Source organism: Noviherbaspirillum humi, assembly GCF_900188095.1.
Taxonomy (GTDB): domain Bacteria; phylum Pseudomonadota; class Gammaproteobacteria; order Burkholderiales; family Burkholderiaceae_D; genus Noviherbaspirillum; species Noviherbaspirillum humi.
The window spans coordinates 516319-531845 of record NZ_FZOT01000002.1; the positions used below are offsets into that span (position 1 = coordinate 516319).

Consider the following 15527-nt stretch of genomic DNA (forward strand, 5'->3'; position numbering starts at 1 on the left):
AATTTGGATTTACATTAAAAACCGAAAAACGGTGAACAATGCCATTCCGACAATGATGGTTCCGAGCAGGCGCCGGGTCGCCAGGAAGAAGATCGCCGCGCCGATGGCCGCCAGCAGGCGCGGGTTGAACCAGTCCAGGGCAACGCTGCCTGGCGCCAGCAGCAGGTCGGGCGCGATGATGGCCGCCATGGCTGCCGCCGGCGCATAGCGCAGCGCGTGCTGCAGGCGCGGCGGCAGCTTCACCGCGTTGCCGAGCAGGAAGAAGGAGCCGCGGGTAAGGAAGGTGGCCAGCGTCAACAGGCCGATGGTGATCCAGAAATCGGCACTGCTCATGAAGTCTTCCCTTCACTGTCGATCAGCTTGTCCACCAGCATGGCGCAGGCCATGCCGAGGATCACCGCCAGCAGCAGTCCCAGGCGATACGGCAAGCCGGCGGCAGCCACCGCCACCGCGCCGGCCACCACCACGCCGGACAGCGCGGCCATGTTCACCACCAGCGGAATCAGGATGGCCAGCAGCGCCAGCGTGCCGGCGAAGCCGATGCCCCAGCTCTGCGGGATCTGGCTGGCGAGCAGGATGCCGGCCACCGAACCCGCCTGCCAGAAGCACCAGTTGGTATAGCCGATGCCGGAAAAGAAGGCGATCCTGCCGGCGCTGTCGACCTTGGATGCGGACGGGAAGCGCTGCGGGAAGATGCCCATGGTGATGTCGGCATTCAGGTAGCCGTACCACAGGCGCTTGTGCCAGGGCAGATGGGCGAAATGCGGGCCGACCACGGCGGCGAAGATGACGAAGCGCAGGTTGACCACCATGGCGGTCAGGAACACCACCCAGACCGGCACGTTGGCGGCGATCAGCGGCAGCGCGGCAAGCTGGGCCGAGCCGGCGAACACGGCGAAGGTCATGCCGAGCGCCTGCCACAGCGTCAGGCCGGACTTGACCATCGCCATGCCGGTCACCATGCCCCAGGCGAAGATGCCGGGCATGGTCGGCAGGCAGGCGCGCACGCCCTCGCGGTAGGCGCCGTCGCGCATGGCGCGGAGAGTGGAAGCGGTTCTGGCCGGGCTGCTGTTCATGCGGCGGATCCAGCGCCGCCGTGCGGATGACGAAATGCGATCTTCATGGAAATAAGGGACGGCCGTGCAACGGGTCGATGCTGCGAAACCGCCGCGGCGCAAAGCCGTTCATTGTACTGATGATTTTTCCGTCCTGCCCGAATCCGCTAGAATCGAGGCTTTGCACTTTCCCGGAGATACGACGATGTCCATGGCCGACCGCGACGGCAAGATTTGGAAGGATGGCGAGCTGATCGACTGGCGCGACGCCACCGTCCACGTGCTCACCCACACCCTGCACTACGGCATGGGCGTGTTCGAAGGCGTGCGCGCCTACAAGACCGACAAGGGCACCGCCATCTTCCGTCTGAAGGAACATACCCAGCGGCTGTTCAACTCCGCCAAGATCTTCCAGCTGCCGATTCCGTTCGACATGGAGAACCTCATCGAGGCGCAGAAGACGGTGGTGCGCGAGAACCGGCTGGAGTCCTGCTACCTGCGGCCGCTGGTCTGGATCGGCTCGGAAAAGATGGGCATCGCCGCCAAGGGCAATACCATCCACGTCGCCGTCGCCGCCTGGCCCTGGGGCGCCTATCTCGGCGAGGAAGGCATGTCGCGCGGCATCCGCGTCAAGACCTCGTCCTTCACCCGGCACCACGTCAACGTCTCCCTGGTGCGCGCCAAGGCCTGCGGCTACTACATCAACTCCATCCTCGCCAACCAGGAAGCGCTGGCCGACGGCTACGACGAAGCGCTGCTGCTCGACACCGAAGGCTACGTGTCCGAGGGATCCGGCGAGAACGTGTTCATCGTCAAGAACGGCAAGATCTACACGCCCGACCTCGCCTCCTGCCTGGACGGCATCACCCGCGACGCGGTGCTGACCATGGCGCGCGACATGGGCATCGAGGTGATCGAGAAGCGCATCACCCGCGACGAGATGTATTGCTGCGACGAAGCCTTCTTCACCGGCACCGCCGCCGAGATCACCCCGATCCGCGAGCTCGACAACCGCCAGATCGGCGAAGGCAAGCGCGGCCCGATCACCGAGAAGCTGCAATCCCTGTTCTTCGACGTGGTCGCCGGCAAGGCGCCGCAATATCAGCACTGGCTTACCCTGGTTTAAGGAAACGCACCATCATGACCGACGCAACGCAACAGCAGATGAGCTTCGTGGAACTGGACGGCAAGGATCTGCCCGCCTTCTGCCCCAACCCTTCGATGCCCGTCTGGTCTTCCCATCCGCGCATCTACATCCCCTTCGACGCCCACGGCGAAGGCAAATGCTCCTATTGCGGCACGGTGTACCGCATCAAGCCGGGCACCAAGGTCCACGGCCACTGAGCACCCACGGGACGCTGTCCGGCGTTCCTTCATTCCTCCGGCGTTTTCCGGCCCCATGCCCCGCGTGCCGGGCGCCGGACCGGACAACCCCACTGCCCTATACTGCCTGCATGCATGCCGGCGCCGACGGCGCCCGGCATTGCCTTCAGCCAATGCCAACAAGAGGCGCACCATGCCAGAACCCTCCAGCCTGTTCCAGACACCGGCGGAAACCGAAGCCGCTTTCTACGACGCCATCCGCCGCGCCGACATCGAGGCGGTAATGAGCCTGTGGGCGGATGAGGAAGACATCGTCTGCATCCACCCCGGCGCGCCGCGCCTGGTCGGCCATGGCGCCATCCGCGCCGCCTTCGAGCAGATCTTCGAACAGGGCGGCGTGGACATCAGTCCGGTGCAGGTGCAAGTGGTGCAGAACGTCATGACCTCGGTGCACAACATCATCGAGGAAGTGCACCGCACCAGCGCCACGCCGCAGGACATCCACATCCTCGCCACCAACGTCTACATGAACACCCACCGCGGCTGGCGCCTGGTGGCTCACCATGCGTCCGTCGTGCCGGGCGAAGCGCCGGCGGACGTGCCGGTGGCGACGCTGCTGCATTGATGCCGATGCCGGCCGCCTCCCTATGCAGGACATGAACTACATTGCTCCAGGCTGGCTGCCCGGCGGCCATCTGCAAACTATCTATCCCGCCAAATGCATCGCCAAGCCGGCGGTGGATTACCAGCGCGAGCGCTGGCCCACGCCCGACGGCGACTTCATCGACATCGATTTCGTCGACGGCGAGCCAGGCCAGCCCTTCCTGGTGCTGTTCCACGGCCTGGAAGGCTCCTCCGACAGCCACTATTCGCGCGCACTGATGGCGCATATCCGCGCGCTCGGCTGGAGCGGCGCGGTGCCGCATTTCCGCGGCTGCTCCGGGGAGATCAATGCCGCGCCCCGCTTCTATCATTCGGGCGATGCCGAAGAGATCGACTGGATCATCCGGCGCCTGGCGCAGCAGCGGAAGCAGCAGGATCCAGCCGCCAGCCGCTTCTATGCGGTCGGCGTTTCCCTCGGCGGCAATGCGCTGCTGCGCTGGCTGGGTGAATCGGGACATCGAGCGGAATTCGTCGATGCCGCCTGCGCCATTTCCGCGCCGCTCGATCTGGCCGGCGGCGGCGCAGCGCTTTCGCGCGGCGTGAACATGATCTACACCCGGGTGTTCCTGCAGACGCTGAAGCCGAAGTGCCTCACCAAGCTGACACAGTTCCCCGACCTGTTCGACCGCGACGCGATGCTCAGGTCGCGCAACCTGTATGAATTCGACAATGCGGTGACCGCGCCGCTGCACGGCTTCCGCGACACCGACGACTACTGGCACCGGGCCAGCGCCAGGCATGTGCTGGACGCCATCACCGTGCCGACGCTGGTGCTGAACGCCAGAAACGATCCCTTCCTGCCGGAGCGGCATTTGCCGCAGTCGGCATCGGCTGCCGTCAGGCTGGAGTATCCTCGCGAGGGCGGCCATGTCGGCTTCGCCACCGGCGGCCCGCCGGGCAGCCTTGCCTGGCTGCCGCAGCGCATACACCGGTTCCTCGTCAACGGAGGCTAGCGATGGATGAGATCGTCAGGCAAGCCATGGCCAAATGGCCCAACGTTCCGCACTGCTTCGGCTGGCTGGCCCTGGACGCGCGCGGCGCCTGGCGCATGCGCGACGATCGGGCGCAGGCGCTGAACCTGCCGGGCGACCGCATCATGAATGCGGCGCTGCAGGGCTTCATCAACCGCAATTACACCCATGACGGCGCCGGCCGCTGGTACTTCCAGAACGGGCCGCAGCGGGTCTACGTCAACCTGGAGGCCACGCCCTTCATCGCCCGCACCGACCCGGCGCGGGGTTTCCTGCTGCAGACCGGCGCAGCGCTCGAAAAAGTGGATACCGCCTGCATCACCGAGAAGGGAGAACTGGTGCTGGTCGCCGGGGACAGAACGGCGCAGCTGGATGATCGCGACATGGCCCAGGTATTGCCGCTGCTTCGGCTCGACGGCGTTGCGGTGAGCGACGAACAGCTGCTGGCCTGGGTGGAGAATGCGGCGTCGACGGCGCGCATGTCGCTGGCGCTTCCGGCGGGCGCGGTCCCGGTGGAAAAAGTGGCATCGGATGAACTGCCGCGCCGCTTTGGCTATACCCGCATTCCCAGCCCGGACGCGGGCTGACCCGCTTCCGGGCTACTTCCCTTTCTGTCCCGCCTGCCCTGCCTTGGATTCCTCGCGCCAGCGCGTCTGCAGTTCGCGCTCGCGAGCGTCGATCACCGCCTGGTCGTAGAACGAAGCATCCGGCGAACGGCGCGCGATGCCGAGCTGGTCGAGCGCCGCCAGCAGGCTGCCGGACAAGGCATAGGATTCGGCCAGCGCCATGTGCTGCAGCGCCTGCTTGCCCTGCGCCGCGTAGGCGCGGGCCAGCAGATCCTGCAGCTGCTGCTCGCTGCGGTAGAGCTGGGCCTGGTCGCGCAGGAAGGTGATGGCCTCGTCGAACTTGTTGCCGGCGATGAGCGCATCCGCGTATTGCCAGACCAGCCCGCGCGACAGCGGATAGCGCTCGCGCGCCGCCTTCGCCTCCCTGAGGGCCTCGTCCGGCTGGCGCGCCGCCAGCTTGATGTCGATCGCCAGGCTTGGATAGGCTGAGGTCTTGATCGCCGCGCCGGAACTGCGCGCCGACGCCTGCGATTCTTGCAGCAGGGTCTGCGCGCGGTCGAGCGCGCCCTGGCGCAGGGCAAGGAAAGCAAGACCGTATTTCGCCGCCGCGGTCTGGATCGCGTTTTTCTGCTGCAGCTGGTTTTCCAGCGCGGTGCCGGCATCGCGCAAGCCCTGCGGCGACAGGTCCTGCAGTACCCGGGTTCGCGCGCGGATCAGATGGAAGTCCAGTGTGTCTGCATGCTGGCGATAGGGCTGGTTGCGGGTGCGGGCCTGGATGTCGGCGATGCGCTCGGTGGTGAGCGGGTGGGAGCGCAGATACGCCGGCGCGCTGTCGTTGTAGGCCCGAGTGGCGTTCTGCAGGCGGCCGAAGAAGGAAATCATGCCGGAGGTATCGAAGCCGGCCTGGCCGAGAATCTGCAGGCCTACCCGGTCCGCCTCGCGCTCGGCATCGCGGCTGAAGCTGAGCTGGCGCTGCATCGCATAGCCCTGCCCGCCCATCATCAGCGCGGCGGAAGCGTTCGAACTGGAGCGGGCCGCCAGCGCCGCCATGACCATCGCCGCCAGCGGAATCAGCGCGTCCTGCTTCTGCTGGCCGATCATGCGGGCGATATGGCGCTGGGAAACGTGGCCGATCTCGTGCGCCAGCACCGAGGCCAGTTCGGATTCGCTCTGCGCCGCGAGGATCAGCGCCGAATGCACGCCGATGAAGCCGCCCGGCAGCGCGAAGGCATTCAGCATCGGGTCGCGCACGGCGAAGAAGTTGTAGTCATAGCCGGCTTCGCCGCGCGCCTCCGGATGGATGGCTACCAGGCTGCTGCCGAAATAATTCAGGTATTCATTGAGCGGGCCGTCGTCGAGGTAATCGCGGTCGCGCCGAATGTCGCGCATGATTTCCTCGCCCAGCTTGCGCTCCATCTGCGGCGACAGCTCTTCCCGGTCGGTATCGCCGAGATTCGGCAGGTTCTGCGCACTGATGGAGACCGGCGCCAGCGAGGCCGGCACCGCGCAGGCAATGGCCAGCGCCAGCGCCACGAGGCGCCGGCCGGAACCGACATGGCCATGCTGGAAAAGTTTCGTTTTCACGATGTTATGATACCCGCCCCGACGGATCGTTCAAGCAGCCCCGACTCTCTTTACAGGTCTTTACCATGGATAACAGCAAGCATAGCGGCAATGCCGAAAACGCGCAGGGCGGCCTCACTCACTTCGATGCGGGCGGCCAGGCGCACATGGTCGATGTGGGCGCGAAGAACGAAACCCATCGTGTCGCGCTGGCGGGCGGCACCATCCGCATGAAACCGGAAACGCTGGCCATCGTGCAGTCGGGCAGCGCCAAGAAAGGCGATGTGATCGGCATCGCCCGCATCGCCGCCATCATGGCCGCCAAGCGCACCAGCGACCTGATTCCGCTCTGCCATCCGCTGGCGTTGACGCGCGTCGCGGTGGATTTCGATATCGATGCAGCCTCTTCCAGCATCCACTGCACCGCCCGCGTCGAAACCTACGGCAAGACCGGCGTGGAAATGGAAGCGCTGACGGCGGTGCAGGTCGGTCTGCTCACCATCTACGACATGTGCAAGGCGGTGGACCGCGGCATGGTGATGACCGATGTGAAGGTGCTGGAGAAGCACGGCGGAAAGTCGGGGGACTGGGTGGCCGGCTGAGACCGTCCTTGTCCAGCCCCTGCCCCGGCAGGTTTCAATTTCACGGCGCGGCATGCGCTGCCGCTGCAGAAACGAATCAGTCGTTGTGCCGGCCGCGCTGGCGATTGCTGCGGTAATCCCAGGGCGGCACCGGATCGGGATCGACCCACAAGCCGCGATGTTCCTTGCGCGCCTGCTCTTCCACCACAGCCAGGGTCTGGTCCTGATTGAAACGGGGGTCGACCCAGGCCATGCCGCGCGCCACCTGCTCCCGGTTGGCTTCCACGCCCTCGCAGGACACGATCGCCACCGTGCGGCCATATTTATCGACATCCACGGTTCGGTATTCCGCATCCTTCCCGAAGCAGAGATCCGATAGCGACTTCAATGCCGCCGAGGCGAAAGCTTGGCCGCGCTCCGGCGCGTCGATGTTGGCCAGCTGGATTCTGAGCGGTTGCTTGTCCACCAGCAGGGTAAGCGTGTCACCGTCGGCGATGCCGATTACCTTGTGGGCGAAGACGGGGAGCGACAGCAGGATGCCGGCCAATACGAGGAAAATTCTGCTCATTCCAGAGGTAAGGATCTTGTAATGGAGCAGTGTAATCGAATGTTGTAATTTTGCATAAGCCTGCATGGCCCCTCCCCACGTCAACGTCGGGAAGATGCAGATCATGTTGGCTTGACAAGCATTCATGTCGTGCGTTTCGCCGTCAGCCAGACGGCGGCGATGCGATCGGCGCCGGCATACGCCTCCTGTTCCAGTTCCTCGCCGAAGACGTCCGGATCCAATTCTTCGTAGGTCCAGGCAAATCCCGCTCTGGCCAGCCGCTCGACGGCCGCTTCGCGAAACGCATCCTGACCGCGAACGATGGCGCTGCCGGTGTACAGCAGCAGCGTTCCGCCAGGGTTCAATCTTTCCAGTGCCGCGTCGATGATGGCCAGCGACAAGCCCGCGCCGAGCGGTCCGCCGCCGTGCCGGTATGTTCGTTCGCCGGCGTCGACCAGGTAGGGCGGATTGGAGACGATCAGATCGAAGCCGCCGCTTACCTGGCGCAGCAGGTCGCTGCGGCAGGCCGATACATTGGATGTGCCGGCAAGATGGGCATTGAGCGCGGCGAAGCGAACGGCGGCCGGATTGATGTCGGCTGCCAGTACCTCGGCGCCGGGCCGGGCAGCGGCAATGGCAATCGCGCCGGGACCGGCGCCGGCGCCGATGTCCACCGCCCGGGCGATCCGCAGGCCAGGCTCCACCAGATCGAGATGGCGCTGCAGCGCGTTGACAAAGCGATAGGTATCCGGCCCGAAGAAAACCGCGTCGGGCGCGTCGGTCGGGAAGGCGGAATGCAGCAGGCGCCATGGCCCCAGCGTCGAGACGCGCGCCATGCAGCGCCATGCATCATCGTGCTGAAAAACGATGCCGGCCCGGCGCATCAAGGCCAGCAGTTCATCCGGGACGATGGCGGCATCGAAGGGACGGCTCCAGCCGAAGATGTCTTCCAGACTGGATGCGGCCCGGTTTTCCGGGCGATCGTTGACGCGCCGGTGGGTAGCGGGCGTGACGGTGGTGAATCGATATGAGCGCGCCGCCAGCCAGCGCACCATCTCCACCAGAGCCGCATCGCGGTCGGCGAGCAGCGCCGCGTCGTCGGCGTATTCGTTCGGATTGTCGCGCATGGTCATCCCGGGTTCCTGACGGCTCAGATGCCGGCATGGGGCGGCATGCTGCTGAAGGTGGAAATGACGTTTCGACTATGGTCGGAAGACTTGATTCATCGGCCATGAGCGCTTCTTAATCTGGCTCAGCCCGGCCGGCGGGGTGGCTTGGGCCGGCATGGCGCCGGCCCCGTACATCAGTTGCCCTGCTTCCAGGGCGTGGGAGCAGAAGGCGCCTGGTGGCGGCCGCAATCGCAGTCATACCAGTTGCGCTCATTCCAAATGGAGGGATTGAAATTGCCGAAATTGTCTTCGACCGGAACGACGCCGCGCTGCGCACTGTACGTAACCTTGCGCGCCGGCTGAGCGCCCAAGGATGCCTCGTCTTCCAGCGGACCGCCGCCGCAGCCAGTCAGGCAGGTGGTCAATGCAATAGAAATCAATGCCACCGAGACGGGCTTGGCATGGGTTTCAAACTTCTTCAACACCGGTTCCTTCCTCAATTTGCATGCCGCGAATCAACGCGGCTCATGCGTTTATGAGGTTACCGGCCGGAAAAGGTTCCTATGGGAATTGAATTTGGTTATCACGGCAAACGGTCTGTCTGCCGCTTTGCCTGATTGGCAACCAGCGGTCAGAAGACGGCGGCGGCTTCCCTTGCTTCTCGCGGTTGCGCGGGCACGCTGGCGAGAATCGATTGAATCTGCGCAGCCGAAATCTCGTGTCCACGCGCGGCTGCCCGGGACAGCCACATCAGGCCGAGATGCGCATCGCGCCGAACGCCGATGCCGTCGATGAAACAGCGCGCCAGCCAGTGCATGGCTTCGGCATCTTCCTGTTTGGCGGCAGCCTCCAGCCACCAGATGGCTTGTTCCGGCTTGCCATGCTCCAGAAAGAGCAGCGCCACGTCGGTTTGGGAACGGGAGTCGCCCGCATCGGCCTGATGGATGAGATGAAGATCGTCGTCATCGATCGGCATGGCGATCTGATAACGGACTTCATCCAGCGGAATGAGGACCTTGTTCAGCGCGCCGCCATCCCGCAGGTAAGGCAGGGATTTGTCGGCAATGCGCCGGCGCAGGGTGCGTTCGCTTTGTTCGGTCAATGTGGCAAAGCTGGCAAGGCTGATGGTTCTCACGATGGGTCCGTTCCGCAATCCAATGACAAGGGTTTGCAGGTTGCCACGAGAAGTTGGCATGGGTTTCTCGCCGGCAACCATGCGTGTCCAGGCAAAACAGGCGGCAATCGCGCCTTAAAACACCCCGGTTTGCGGTATTTCACCTGTTCTATTGCTGGCACGCAAGATGCATATTACTTGGCATTGGCAGGACAGCCAATCTACCGTTTGACAACATCTAGGGGATTAACATGAAAGTCGCTCAATTCAAAAAGCAGGCACAACAGGGCTTCACCCTGATCGAACTGATGATCGTCGTGGCCATCATCGGCATTCTGGCCGCCGTTGCAATCCCGGCCTATTCCGACTACACCATGAAAGCCAAGGTCAGCGAAGCCACGTCGATCTCCGCACCGGCGCGTCTGGCCATCGCTCAGGCCTTCAATGAAGGCACGCTGGCGGCCAACACCGACAATACCGCCACTGGCAACATCTTCAACCTCCCGGTCGACACCACCATCAAGAGCAAGTACGTCACTTCCGTGACTGCCAAGGGCTCCAGCGCCACCGCCGGCACCGTCGAAGTCAAGATGCAGGGCACCAACGACACTTCCGTCGACAGCAAGCTGGTGGTCTACAGCATCACCTGCGTCGCCGGCGCCCAGTGCACCACCACGGTTGACACCACCAACAGCACCGTGAATTCCAAGTACCTGCCGAAGACCTAATCCGGTCTCCCGAGTGGCGTGACGCCACAAAGCAAAAACGCCCCAGTGATGGGGCGTTTTGCATTCCTGCCTTAGCGTGCATTTGGGGCACGGTTTAGGCAAGCAAGCCGCATATGGAATTACCGCGGATTGCCTGCACCAGTTTTGTATCCCGATTTGCTTGGCAGCGTATCCCCGGAAACGGACTGGCAGTTGATAGTGCCATTGGCGGTGCCAGCACAAGCGGCTTTATATGTGTAGCCTCCGGCTTCTGCGTTTCCGGCAAACGTAATGGTTACGTTACCAGAGGCACCGCCAGTGCCCGCCGTACCTGCCAATGTGACGGCACCAGTTGCATAGTTTGGTGTCGGCAGCGCCGTACCCGGGAAGCCGTGGCCGTTAAGTTCGGTAACGGAATCGCATTGCGAGCCGTCATTTTGATTCTCGTTCATGCAGGCGAAGATCGCGGTTTTCATGCCGTCTATCGATGCGACGTTCGATGACCACTTGGCTTTCAGGGTGTAGTCCTGATATTGAGGTATTGCCACTGCCGCCAGTACGCCAATGATCGCCACCACAATCATCAATTCAATGAGGGTAAAACCGCTTTGCGCCTTCTTGATCAGTTTCGGTGCCATGTTTTATCTCCCTTGAGAAGTTGAGTAGAACAATTTCTGCCTCGAGGGAGATATTGCAGCGACCGTGCCATGGCCTTGACACGGGAAAAACGCGTTTTTCTTATTTCTTTTACAAGGAAACTGACGCTGAAAGGTGATGAAGGTGACAAGTCTCGTCCACTGGACTTCCACGGCTTGTCATCTTGCGCATGACGCGCCGGCTGAGGTTGCGCTTCCTGCCGACCGCTCTAATATCCGTAGCCGTCAAATCATGCGAAAGCGCATCCCCGTCTCGGCAAAGTCGATCAGGTCGCCGTCCCGCATCAGGCAGGCTTCGGCGCCGATCGCCCGACCATTGATCCGCGGGCTGGCAGGGCCTTCCACATGCATCAGGTAATACGCATCGCCGCGCTGGTAGACCACCGCAACTTGGGTATCAGGCAAGCCGATGGTGGCAAGGGTCTTGGTGAGCGTGAGAGTTTTGCCGGCATTCGGTCCGTCCAGGACTTCGATCACGCCGAGGCGCGGCGCGGCGCGCGAGGGGGCCGGGGAAACCGGCGCGGCTGCCGTTGACGGCTTGTCTGCGCCTTTTCTGTCCGGCTCGGCAAAGCCGATGCGGAAGGAGGCGATCTCGATCACATCGCCATGCCGCAGCAGATGGCGCCTTACTCGCGCGCCGTTGACCAGCGTGCCATTGGTGCTGTCCAGGTCCAGCAGACAATAGCCGTCGTTCTCCGGCACGATCTCGGCATGGCGGGCGCTGACGGCCGGATGCTCCAGCACCAGATCGTTTTCGGATTTCCGTCCCAGCGTGAGGGGCACGTCGGTGAGCAGCAGTTCCTGCCGCGCCATGTCTTCCGACAGCAGAATGATCTTCGCCATGATTACGCTTGCCTTCCGCGCTCGCCGGGCAAGGCAAGCGCACGGACCAGGATGATGGTGGTGTTGTCGCGGCTGCCGCGGGTGTTGGTTTCCACGATGAGTTCAGCGCTGGCGGCGGCGAGCGTCGGCCATTCCTGGGCCAGCACCTGCCTGATGTCGGCGTCGCTGAGCATGTCGGTCAGGCCGTCCGAGCAGAGAAGATACACATCGCCCGGCAAAATCGCATGCCGCTGTATGTCGATCTCCAGTGCCGGCGCGACGCCCACCGCGCGAGTCAGGCGATTGGGTACGGGCAGGAAGCCGGCTTGTTCGGTGGTCAACCGGCCCTGGTCTATCTGTCGCTGCAGCAGTGAATGATCCAGGGTGAGCTGCTCCAGGCGCCCTTCCCTCAATCGATACAGCCGGGAGTCGCCGACATGGGCAATCGTCACGAAGCCGCCGTGGAATGCGGCCACCACGACGGTGGTTCCCATGCCGAAGTACTCGGGATTGTTTTCGGCGGCGCGCAGGATCGCGGCATTGGCCTGCATGACTGCATCATCCAGGCATGACGACAACGGTTGCAGCGACGTGTCGTCAGTCGTCGCACCGAGGGAAGCGTGAAAGGCGGGGAAAAAATTTTCCAGCTGGCGCCGGATGGTCTTGATGGCGATGGTGCTGGCGACCTCGCCTGCATTGTGGCCGCCCATCCCGTCGGCCAGGATGGCGAAGCCTTGCTCGGGACTGATGGCAAAGGCATCTTCGTTCCGGGAGCGCACGAGGCCGATGTCTGTCTCGGCGAAGAATTCCAATCCGATCGGGTGTTCCATGAAACGATTATACGAGCGAATAATCGGTTCGAATACCTTTCGGAACGCGCTTCCGCCACTGGCTGGAACGAACAGGGCGGAAGCGCTGCCGGGCGTTCAAGGCCCGGGGTCGATCATGCTTCCTTGGGTTCGGCGGAACGGTTGGCCAGCCAATGGCCGACAGCGACCACGATGGCTGCGCCGACCAGTCCGGGAATGCTCAGCCCGAAGATTTCATGATGCGGGAAGTTGGCCGCAACCCATGAAGAAAGCGCCGTGTCGGAAATCAGCATTTCGCCGGCAAGATAGCCGAGCAGCGCTGCGCCCAGGGTGATGATGATGGGGAGCTTCTCCATCAGCTTCAGGATGATGGCGCTGCCGAAGATGATCAGCGGGATGCTGATGGCCAGGCCGAGCACCAGCAGGGTGATGTCGCCCTTGGCGGCGGCGGCCACGCCGAGCACGTTGTCGAGGCTCATGACGAGGTCGGCCACCAGAATGGTGCGGATCGCGCCGGCCATGGTGGAATGCTCCTTCACGTCGGCATCTTCATCACCTTCGGCGAGCAGCTGGATACCGATATAGAGCAGCAGGAAGGCGCCGATGATCTTCAGGTAGGGCAGCGTGAGCAGCTTCAGCGCGAAAATGGTCAGGATGATACGCATGACGATCGCCGCGGCGCTGCCGAAGACGATGGCCTTGCGCTGCTGATGAGGCGGCAGGGAGCGGGAAGCGAGCGCAATCACGACCGCATTGTCACCGGACAGCACGATGTTGATCAGGATGATATTGCCCAATGCGGCCCAAAAAATCGGGGAGGATAAGAATTCCATGATGTCTCGTGAAGGTTAAGTTTGTCGTGTATTTATATTGTTATTGTCAGAAGCACGAGCGGGGAGCCTCGGCTCCCCGCTCGTGCTTCAGGTTCGGTTCGTCGCCTTTGCGGCGGCGACGGGCGCCGCCGGCCAGCCGACGCTTAGAGAACCGACTTCAGCAGGCGGCCCATCTCGGACGGGTTGCGGGTGACCTTGATGCCGCAGGCTTCCATGATGGCCAGCTTGGCGTCAGCGGTGTCTTCGCCGCCGGAGATCAGCGCGCCGGCATGGCCCATGCGCTTGCCCGGAGGCGCGGTGACGCCGGCGATGAAGCCGATCACCGGCTTCTTCATGTTGTCCTTGATCCAGCGCGCGGCGTTGGCTTCGTCCGGACCGCCGATTTCGCCGATCATGATGACGGCATCGGTATCGGGATCGTCATTGAACATGCGCATGACGTCGATGTGCTTCAGGCCGTTGATCGGGTCGCCGCCGATGCCGACGGCGGAGGACTGGCCGAGGCCGAGGGCGGTCAGCTGGCCCACGGCTTCATAGGTCAGCGTGCCGGAGCGGGATACCACGCCGATGCGGCCCTTCTTGTGGATGTGGCCCGGCATGATGCCGATCTTGATTTCGTCAGGCGTGATCAGGCCCGGGCAGTTCGGTCCGAGCAGCAGGGTCTTGCTGCCGGCCTTGGCCATGCGGTCCTTCAGTTCCAGCATGTCGCGCACGGGAATGCCTTCGGTGATGCAGATCGCCAGGTCGAGTTCGGCTTCGACGGCTTCCCAGATCGCGGCGGCGGCGCCGGCGGGCGGCACGTAGATGACGGAGACGTTGGCGCCGGTTTCAGCCTTGGCTGCCTTGACGTTGGCGAAGATGGGGATGCCTTCGAAATCCTCGCCTGCCTTCTTCGGGTTCACGCCGGCGACGAAGCAGTTCTTGCCGTTCGCGTACTCGCGGCACATGCGGGTGTGGAACTGGCCGGTCTTGCCGGTGATGCCCTGGGTGATGACTTTGGTATCTTTGTTAATCAGAATCGACATGTCTGTTCCTTCGCTTATTTTCCGTTGGCGGCCGCAACAACCTTCTGCGCTGCCTCTTCCATGGTGTCGGCCGAGATGATCGGCAGGCCGGATTCGGCCAGCATCTTCTTGCCCAGGTCTTCGTTGGTGCCTTTCATGCGCACGACCAGGGGCACCTTCAGGGATACCGCCTTGGATGCGGCGATCACGCCTTCGGCGATGACGTCGCAGCGCATGATGCCGCCGAAGATGTTGACCAGGATGGCCTTCAGGTTCGGGTTCTTCAGCATGATCTTGAAGGCTTCGGTCACTTTCTCGGTGGTGGCGCCGCCGCCGACGTCGAGGAAGTTGGCCGGCTCGCCGCCGAACAGCTTGATGGTGTCCATGGTGGCCATGGCCAGGCCGGCGCCGTTCACCAGGCAGCCGATGTTGCCGTCGAGGGAGATGTAGGCGAGGTCGAACTTGGACGCTTCGACTTCGGCCGGATCTTCTTCGTCCAGGTCGCGCATTTCAACGATTTCCGGGTGGCGGAAGAGCGCGTTGGAGTCGAAGTTGAATTTGGCGTCGAGGGCGATGACCTTGCCGTCGCCGGTCAGGATCAGCGGGTTGATCTCGGCCAGGGAGGAATCGGTTTCCCAGTAGGCTTTGTAGAGGCCTTGCAGCTGCTTGCGCGCGTCGGCGATGGAGCCGGCCGGCACGCCGATCTTGGCGGCGATGGCGTCGGCATCGGCATCGGTCAGGCCGGTGGCCGGATCGATGATGACCTTGTGGATCAGCTCGGGATGCTTTTCGGCGACTTCCTCGATATCCATGCCGCCTTCGCTGGAGGCCATCAGCACCACGCGCTGGCTGACGCGGTCCGTGACCATGGACACATACAGTTCCTTCTTGATGTCAGCGCCTTCTTCGATCAGCAGGCGGCGCACCTTCTGGCCTTCAGCGCCGGTCTGGTGGGTAACCAGCTGCATGCCGAGGATCTGGTTCGCATACTCGCGCACCTGCTCGATGGACTTGGCCACCTTCACGCCGCCGCCCTTGCCGCGGCCGCCAGCGTGGATCTGGGCCTTCACCACCCAGACCGGGCCGCCCAGGGTTTCAGCCGCCTTGACCGCCTCTTCCACGGAAAAGCACGGGATCCCGCGCGGAACGGTCACTCCGGCTTTGCGGAGGATTTCTTTGCCCTGATATTCATGGATTTTCATGC

At 63.3% G+C, this 15527-nt stretch carries 20 protein-coding genes; 7 read left to right on the forward strand and 13 right to left on the reverse strand.

Annotated features, from left to right (window positions below):
- Positions 1-9: 9 nt before the first annotated feature.
- Both CHB88_RS05700 and CHB88_RS05705 read right to left on the reverse strand, forming a co-directional pair.
- Positions 10-333, reverse strand: coding sequence for an AzlD domain-containing protein (locus CHB88_RS05700; protein WP_089398310.1), 324 nt, complete (start codon positions 331-333; stop codon positions 10-12).
- A complete protein-coding gene (locus CHB88_RS05705) occupies positions 330-1076 on the reverse strand; it encodes an AzlC family ABC transporter permease (protein WP_089398510.1) in 747 nt (248 codons plus the stop codon). Before CHB88_RS05705 ends, CHB88_RS05700 begins: the two co-directional genes overlap by 4 nt.
- Before the next feature lie 184 nt (positions 1077-1260).
- On the opposite strand from CHB88_RS05705, the gene CHB88_RS05710 reads away from it, so the two are divergent.
- The 5 genes from CHB88_RS05710 to CHB88_RS05730 all read left to right on the forward strand — a co-directional run bounded on the left by CHB88_RS05710 (position 1261) and on the right by CHB88_RS05730 (position 4599).
- Complete coding sequence (locus CHB88_RS05710) at positions 1261-2181, forward strand: branched-chain amino acid transaminase (RefSeq protein ID WP_089398311.1); 921 nt, start codon at positions 1261-1263, stop codon at positions 2179-2181.
- A gap of 14 nt (positions 2182-2195) precedes the next feature.
- A complete protein-coding gene (locus CHB88_RS05715; protein ID WP_245844757.1) occupies positions 2196-2399 on the forward strand; it encodes a zinc-finger domain-containing protein in 204 nt (67 codons plus the stop codon).
- A gap of 172 nt (positions 2400-2571) precedes the next feature.
- On the forward strand, positions 2572-3003 hold the full coding sequence (locus CHB88_RS05720) for a YybH family protein (RefSeq protein ID WP_089398512.1): 432 nt from the start codon (positions 2572-2574) through the stop codon (positions 3001-3003).
- Positions 3004-3034: 31 nt separating this feature from the next.
- Positions 3035-3994, forward strand: coding sequence for a YheT family hydrolase (locus CHB88_RS05725; protein WP_089398513.1), 960 nt, complete (start codon positions 3035-3037; stop codon positions 3992-3994).
- Positions 3995-3996: 2 nt separating this feature from the next.
- On the forward strand, positions 3997-4599 hold the full coding sequence (locus CHB88_RS05730; RefSeq protein ID WP_089398312.1) for a DUF2946 family protein: 603 nt from the start codon (positions 3997-3999) through the stop codon (positions 4597-4599).
- 12 nt (positions 4600-4611) lie between these two features.
- Here CHB88_RS05730 and CHB88_RS05735 read toward each other — a convergent pair whose 3' ends face one another.
- On the reverse strand, positions 4612-6162 hold the full coding sequence (locus CHB88_RS05735; protein WP_176442330.1) for a beta-barrel assembly-enhancing protease: 1551 nt from the start codon (positions 6160-6162) through the stop codon (positions 4612-4614).
- A gap of 65 nt (positions 6163-6227) precedes the next feature.
- Here CHB88_RS05735 and moaC point away from each other — a divergent pair, with 65 nt between their 5' ends.
- Positions 6228-6743, forward strand: a complete 516-nt coding sequence (gene moaC, locus CHB88_RS05740; protein WP_089398314.1) for a cyclic pyranopterin monophosphate synthase MoaC — start codon at positions 6228-6230, stop codon at positions 6741-6743.
- A gap of 76 nt (positions 6744-6819) precedes the next feature.
- Here moaC and CHB88_RS05745 read toward each other — a convergent pair whose 3' ends face one another.
- The 4 genes from CHB88_RS05745 to CHB88_RS05760 form a co-directional block, all read right to left on the reverse strand.
- The gene (locus CHB88_RS05745; RefSeq protein ID WP_089398315.1) at positions 6820-7290 is read right to left on the reverse strand and encodes a thermonuclease family protein; all 471 of its coding nucleotides are present in this window, start codon (positions 7288-7290) and stop codon (positions 6820-6822) included.
- A 122-nt stretch (positions 7291-7412) separates the two neighbouring features.
- The gene (locus tag CHB88_RS05750; RefSeq protein WP_089398316.1) at positions 7413-8402 is read right to left on the reverse strand and encodes a N5-glutamine methyltransferase family protein; all 990 of its coding nucleotides are present in this window, start codon (positions 8400-8402) and stop codon (positions 7413-7415) included.
- A gap of 170 nt (positions 8403-8572) precedes the next feature.
- Positions 8573-8860 (reverse strand): hypothetical protein, encoded by a 288-nt coding sequence (locus tag CHB88_RS05755; protein ID WP_089398317.1) that lies wholly within the window; start codon positions 8858-8860, stop codon positions 8573-8575.
- A 149-nt stretch (positions 8861-9009) separates the two neighbouring features.
- Positions 9010-9513, reverse strand: coding sequence for a tetratricopeptide repeat protein (locus CHB88_RS05760; protein ID WP_176442331.1), 504 nt, complete (start codon positions 9511-9513; stop codon positions 9010-9012).
- Positions 9514-9743: 230 nt separating this feature from the next.
- Here CHB88_RS05760 and CHB88_RS25815 point away from each other — a divergent pair, with 230 nt between their 5' ends.
- Positions 9744-10220, forward strand: a complete 477-nt coding sequence (locus CHB88_RS25815; protein WP_089398319.1) for a pilin — start codon at positions 9744-9746, stop codon at positions 10218-10220.
- Between the two features lie 119 nt (positions 10221-10339).
- Here the strand turns inward: CHB88_RS25815 and CHB88_RS05770 are convergent, their stop codons facing one another.
- The 6 genes from CHB88_RS05770 to sucC all read right to left on the reverse strand — a co-directional run bounded on the left by CHB88_RS05770 (position 10340) and on the right by sucC (position 15525).
- Positions 10340-10837 carry a pilin gene (locus CHB88_RS05770; protein WP_089398320.1) on the reverse strand — a complete coding sequence of 166 codons (498 nt, stop codon included), beginning with the start codon at positions 10835-10837 and terminating at the stop codon, positions 10340-10342.
- Positions 10838-11080: 243 nt separating this feature from the next.
- A complete protein-coding gene (locus CHB88_RS05775) occupies positions 11081-11698 on the reverse strand; it encodes an FHA domain-containing protein (RefSeq protein WP_245844758.1) in 618 nt (205 codons plus the stop codon).
- A 2-nt stretch (positions 11699-11700) separates the two neighbouring features.
- The gene (locus CHB88_RS05780; protein ID WP_089398321.1) at positions 11701-12507 is read right to left on the reverse strand and encodes a PP2C family protein-serine/threonine phosphatase; all 807 of its coding nucleotides are present in this window, start codon (positions 12505-12507) and stop codon (positions 11701-11703) included.
- A 113-nt stretch (positions 12508-12620) separates the two neighbouring features.
- On the reverse strand, positions 12621-13319 hold the full coding sequence (locus CHB88_RS05785; RefSeq protein ID WP_089398322.1) for a TerC family protein: 699 nt from the start codon (positions 13317-13319) through the stop codon (positions 12621-12623).
- A gap of 143 nt (positions 13320-13462) precedes the next feature.
- The gene (gene sucD, locus CHB88_RS05790; RefSeq protein ID WP_089398323.1) at positions 13463-14344 is read right to left on the reverse strand and encodes a succinate--CoA ligase subunit alpha; all 882 of its coding nucleotides are present in this window, start codon (positions 14342-14344) and stop codon (positions 13463-13465) included.
- Between the two features lie 14 nt (positions 14345-14358).
- Positions 14359-15525, reverse strand: a complete 1167-nt coding sequence (gene sucC / locus CHB88_RS05795) for an ADP-forming succinate--CoA ligase subunit beta (RefSeq protein WP_089398324.1) — start codon at positions 15523-15525, stop codon at positions 14359-14361.
- Between the last annotated feature and the right edge of the window lie 2 nt (positions 15526-15527).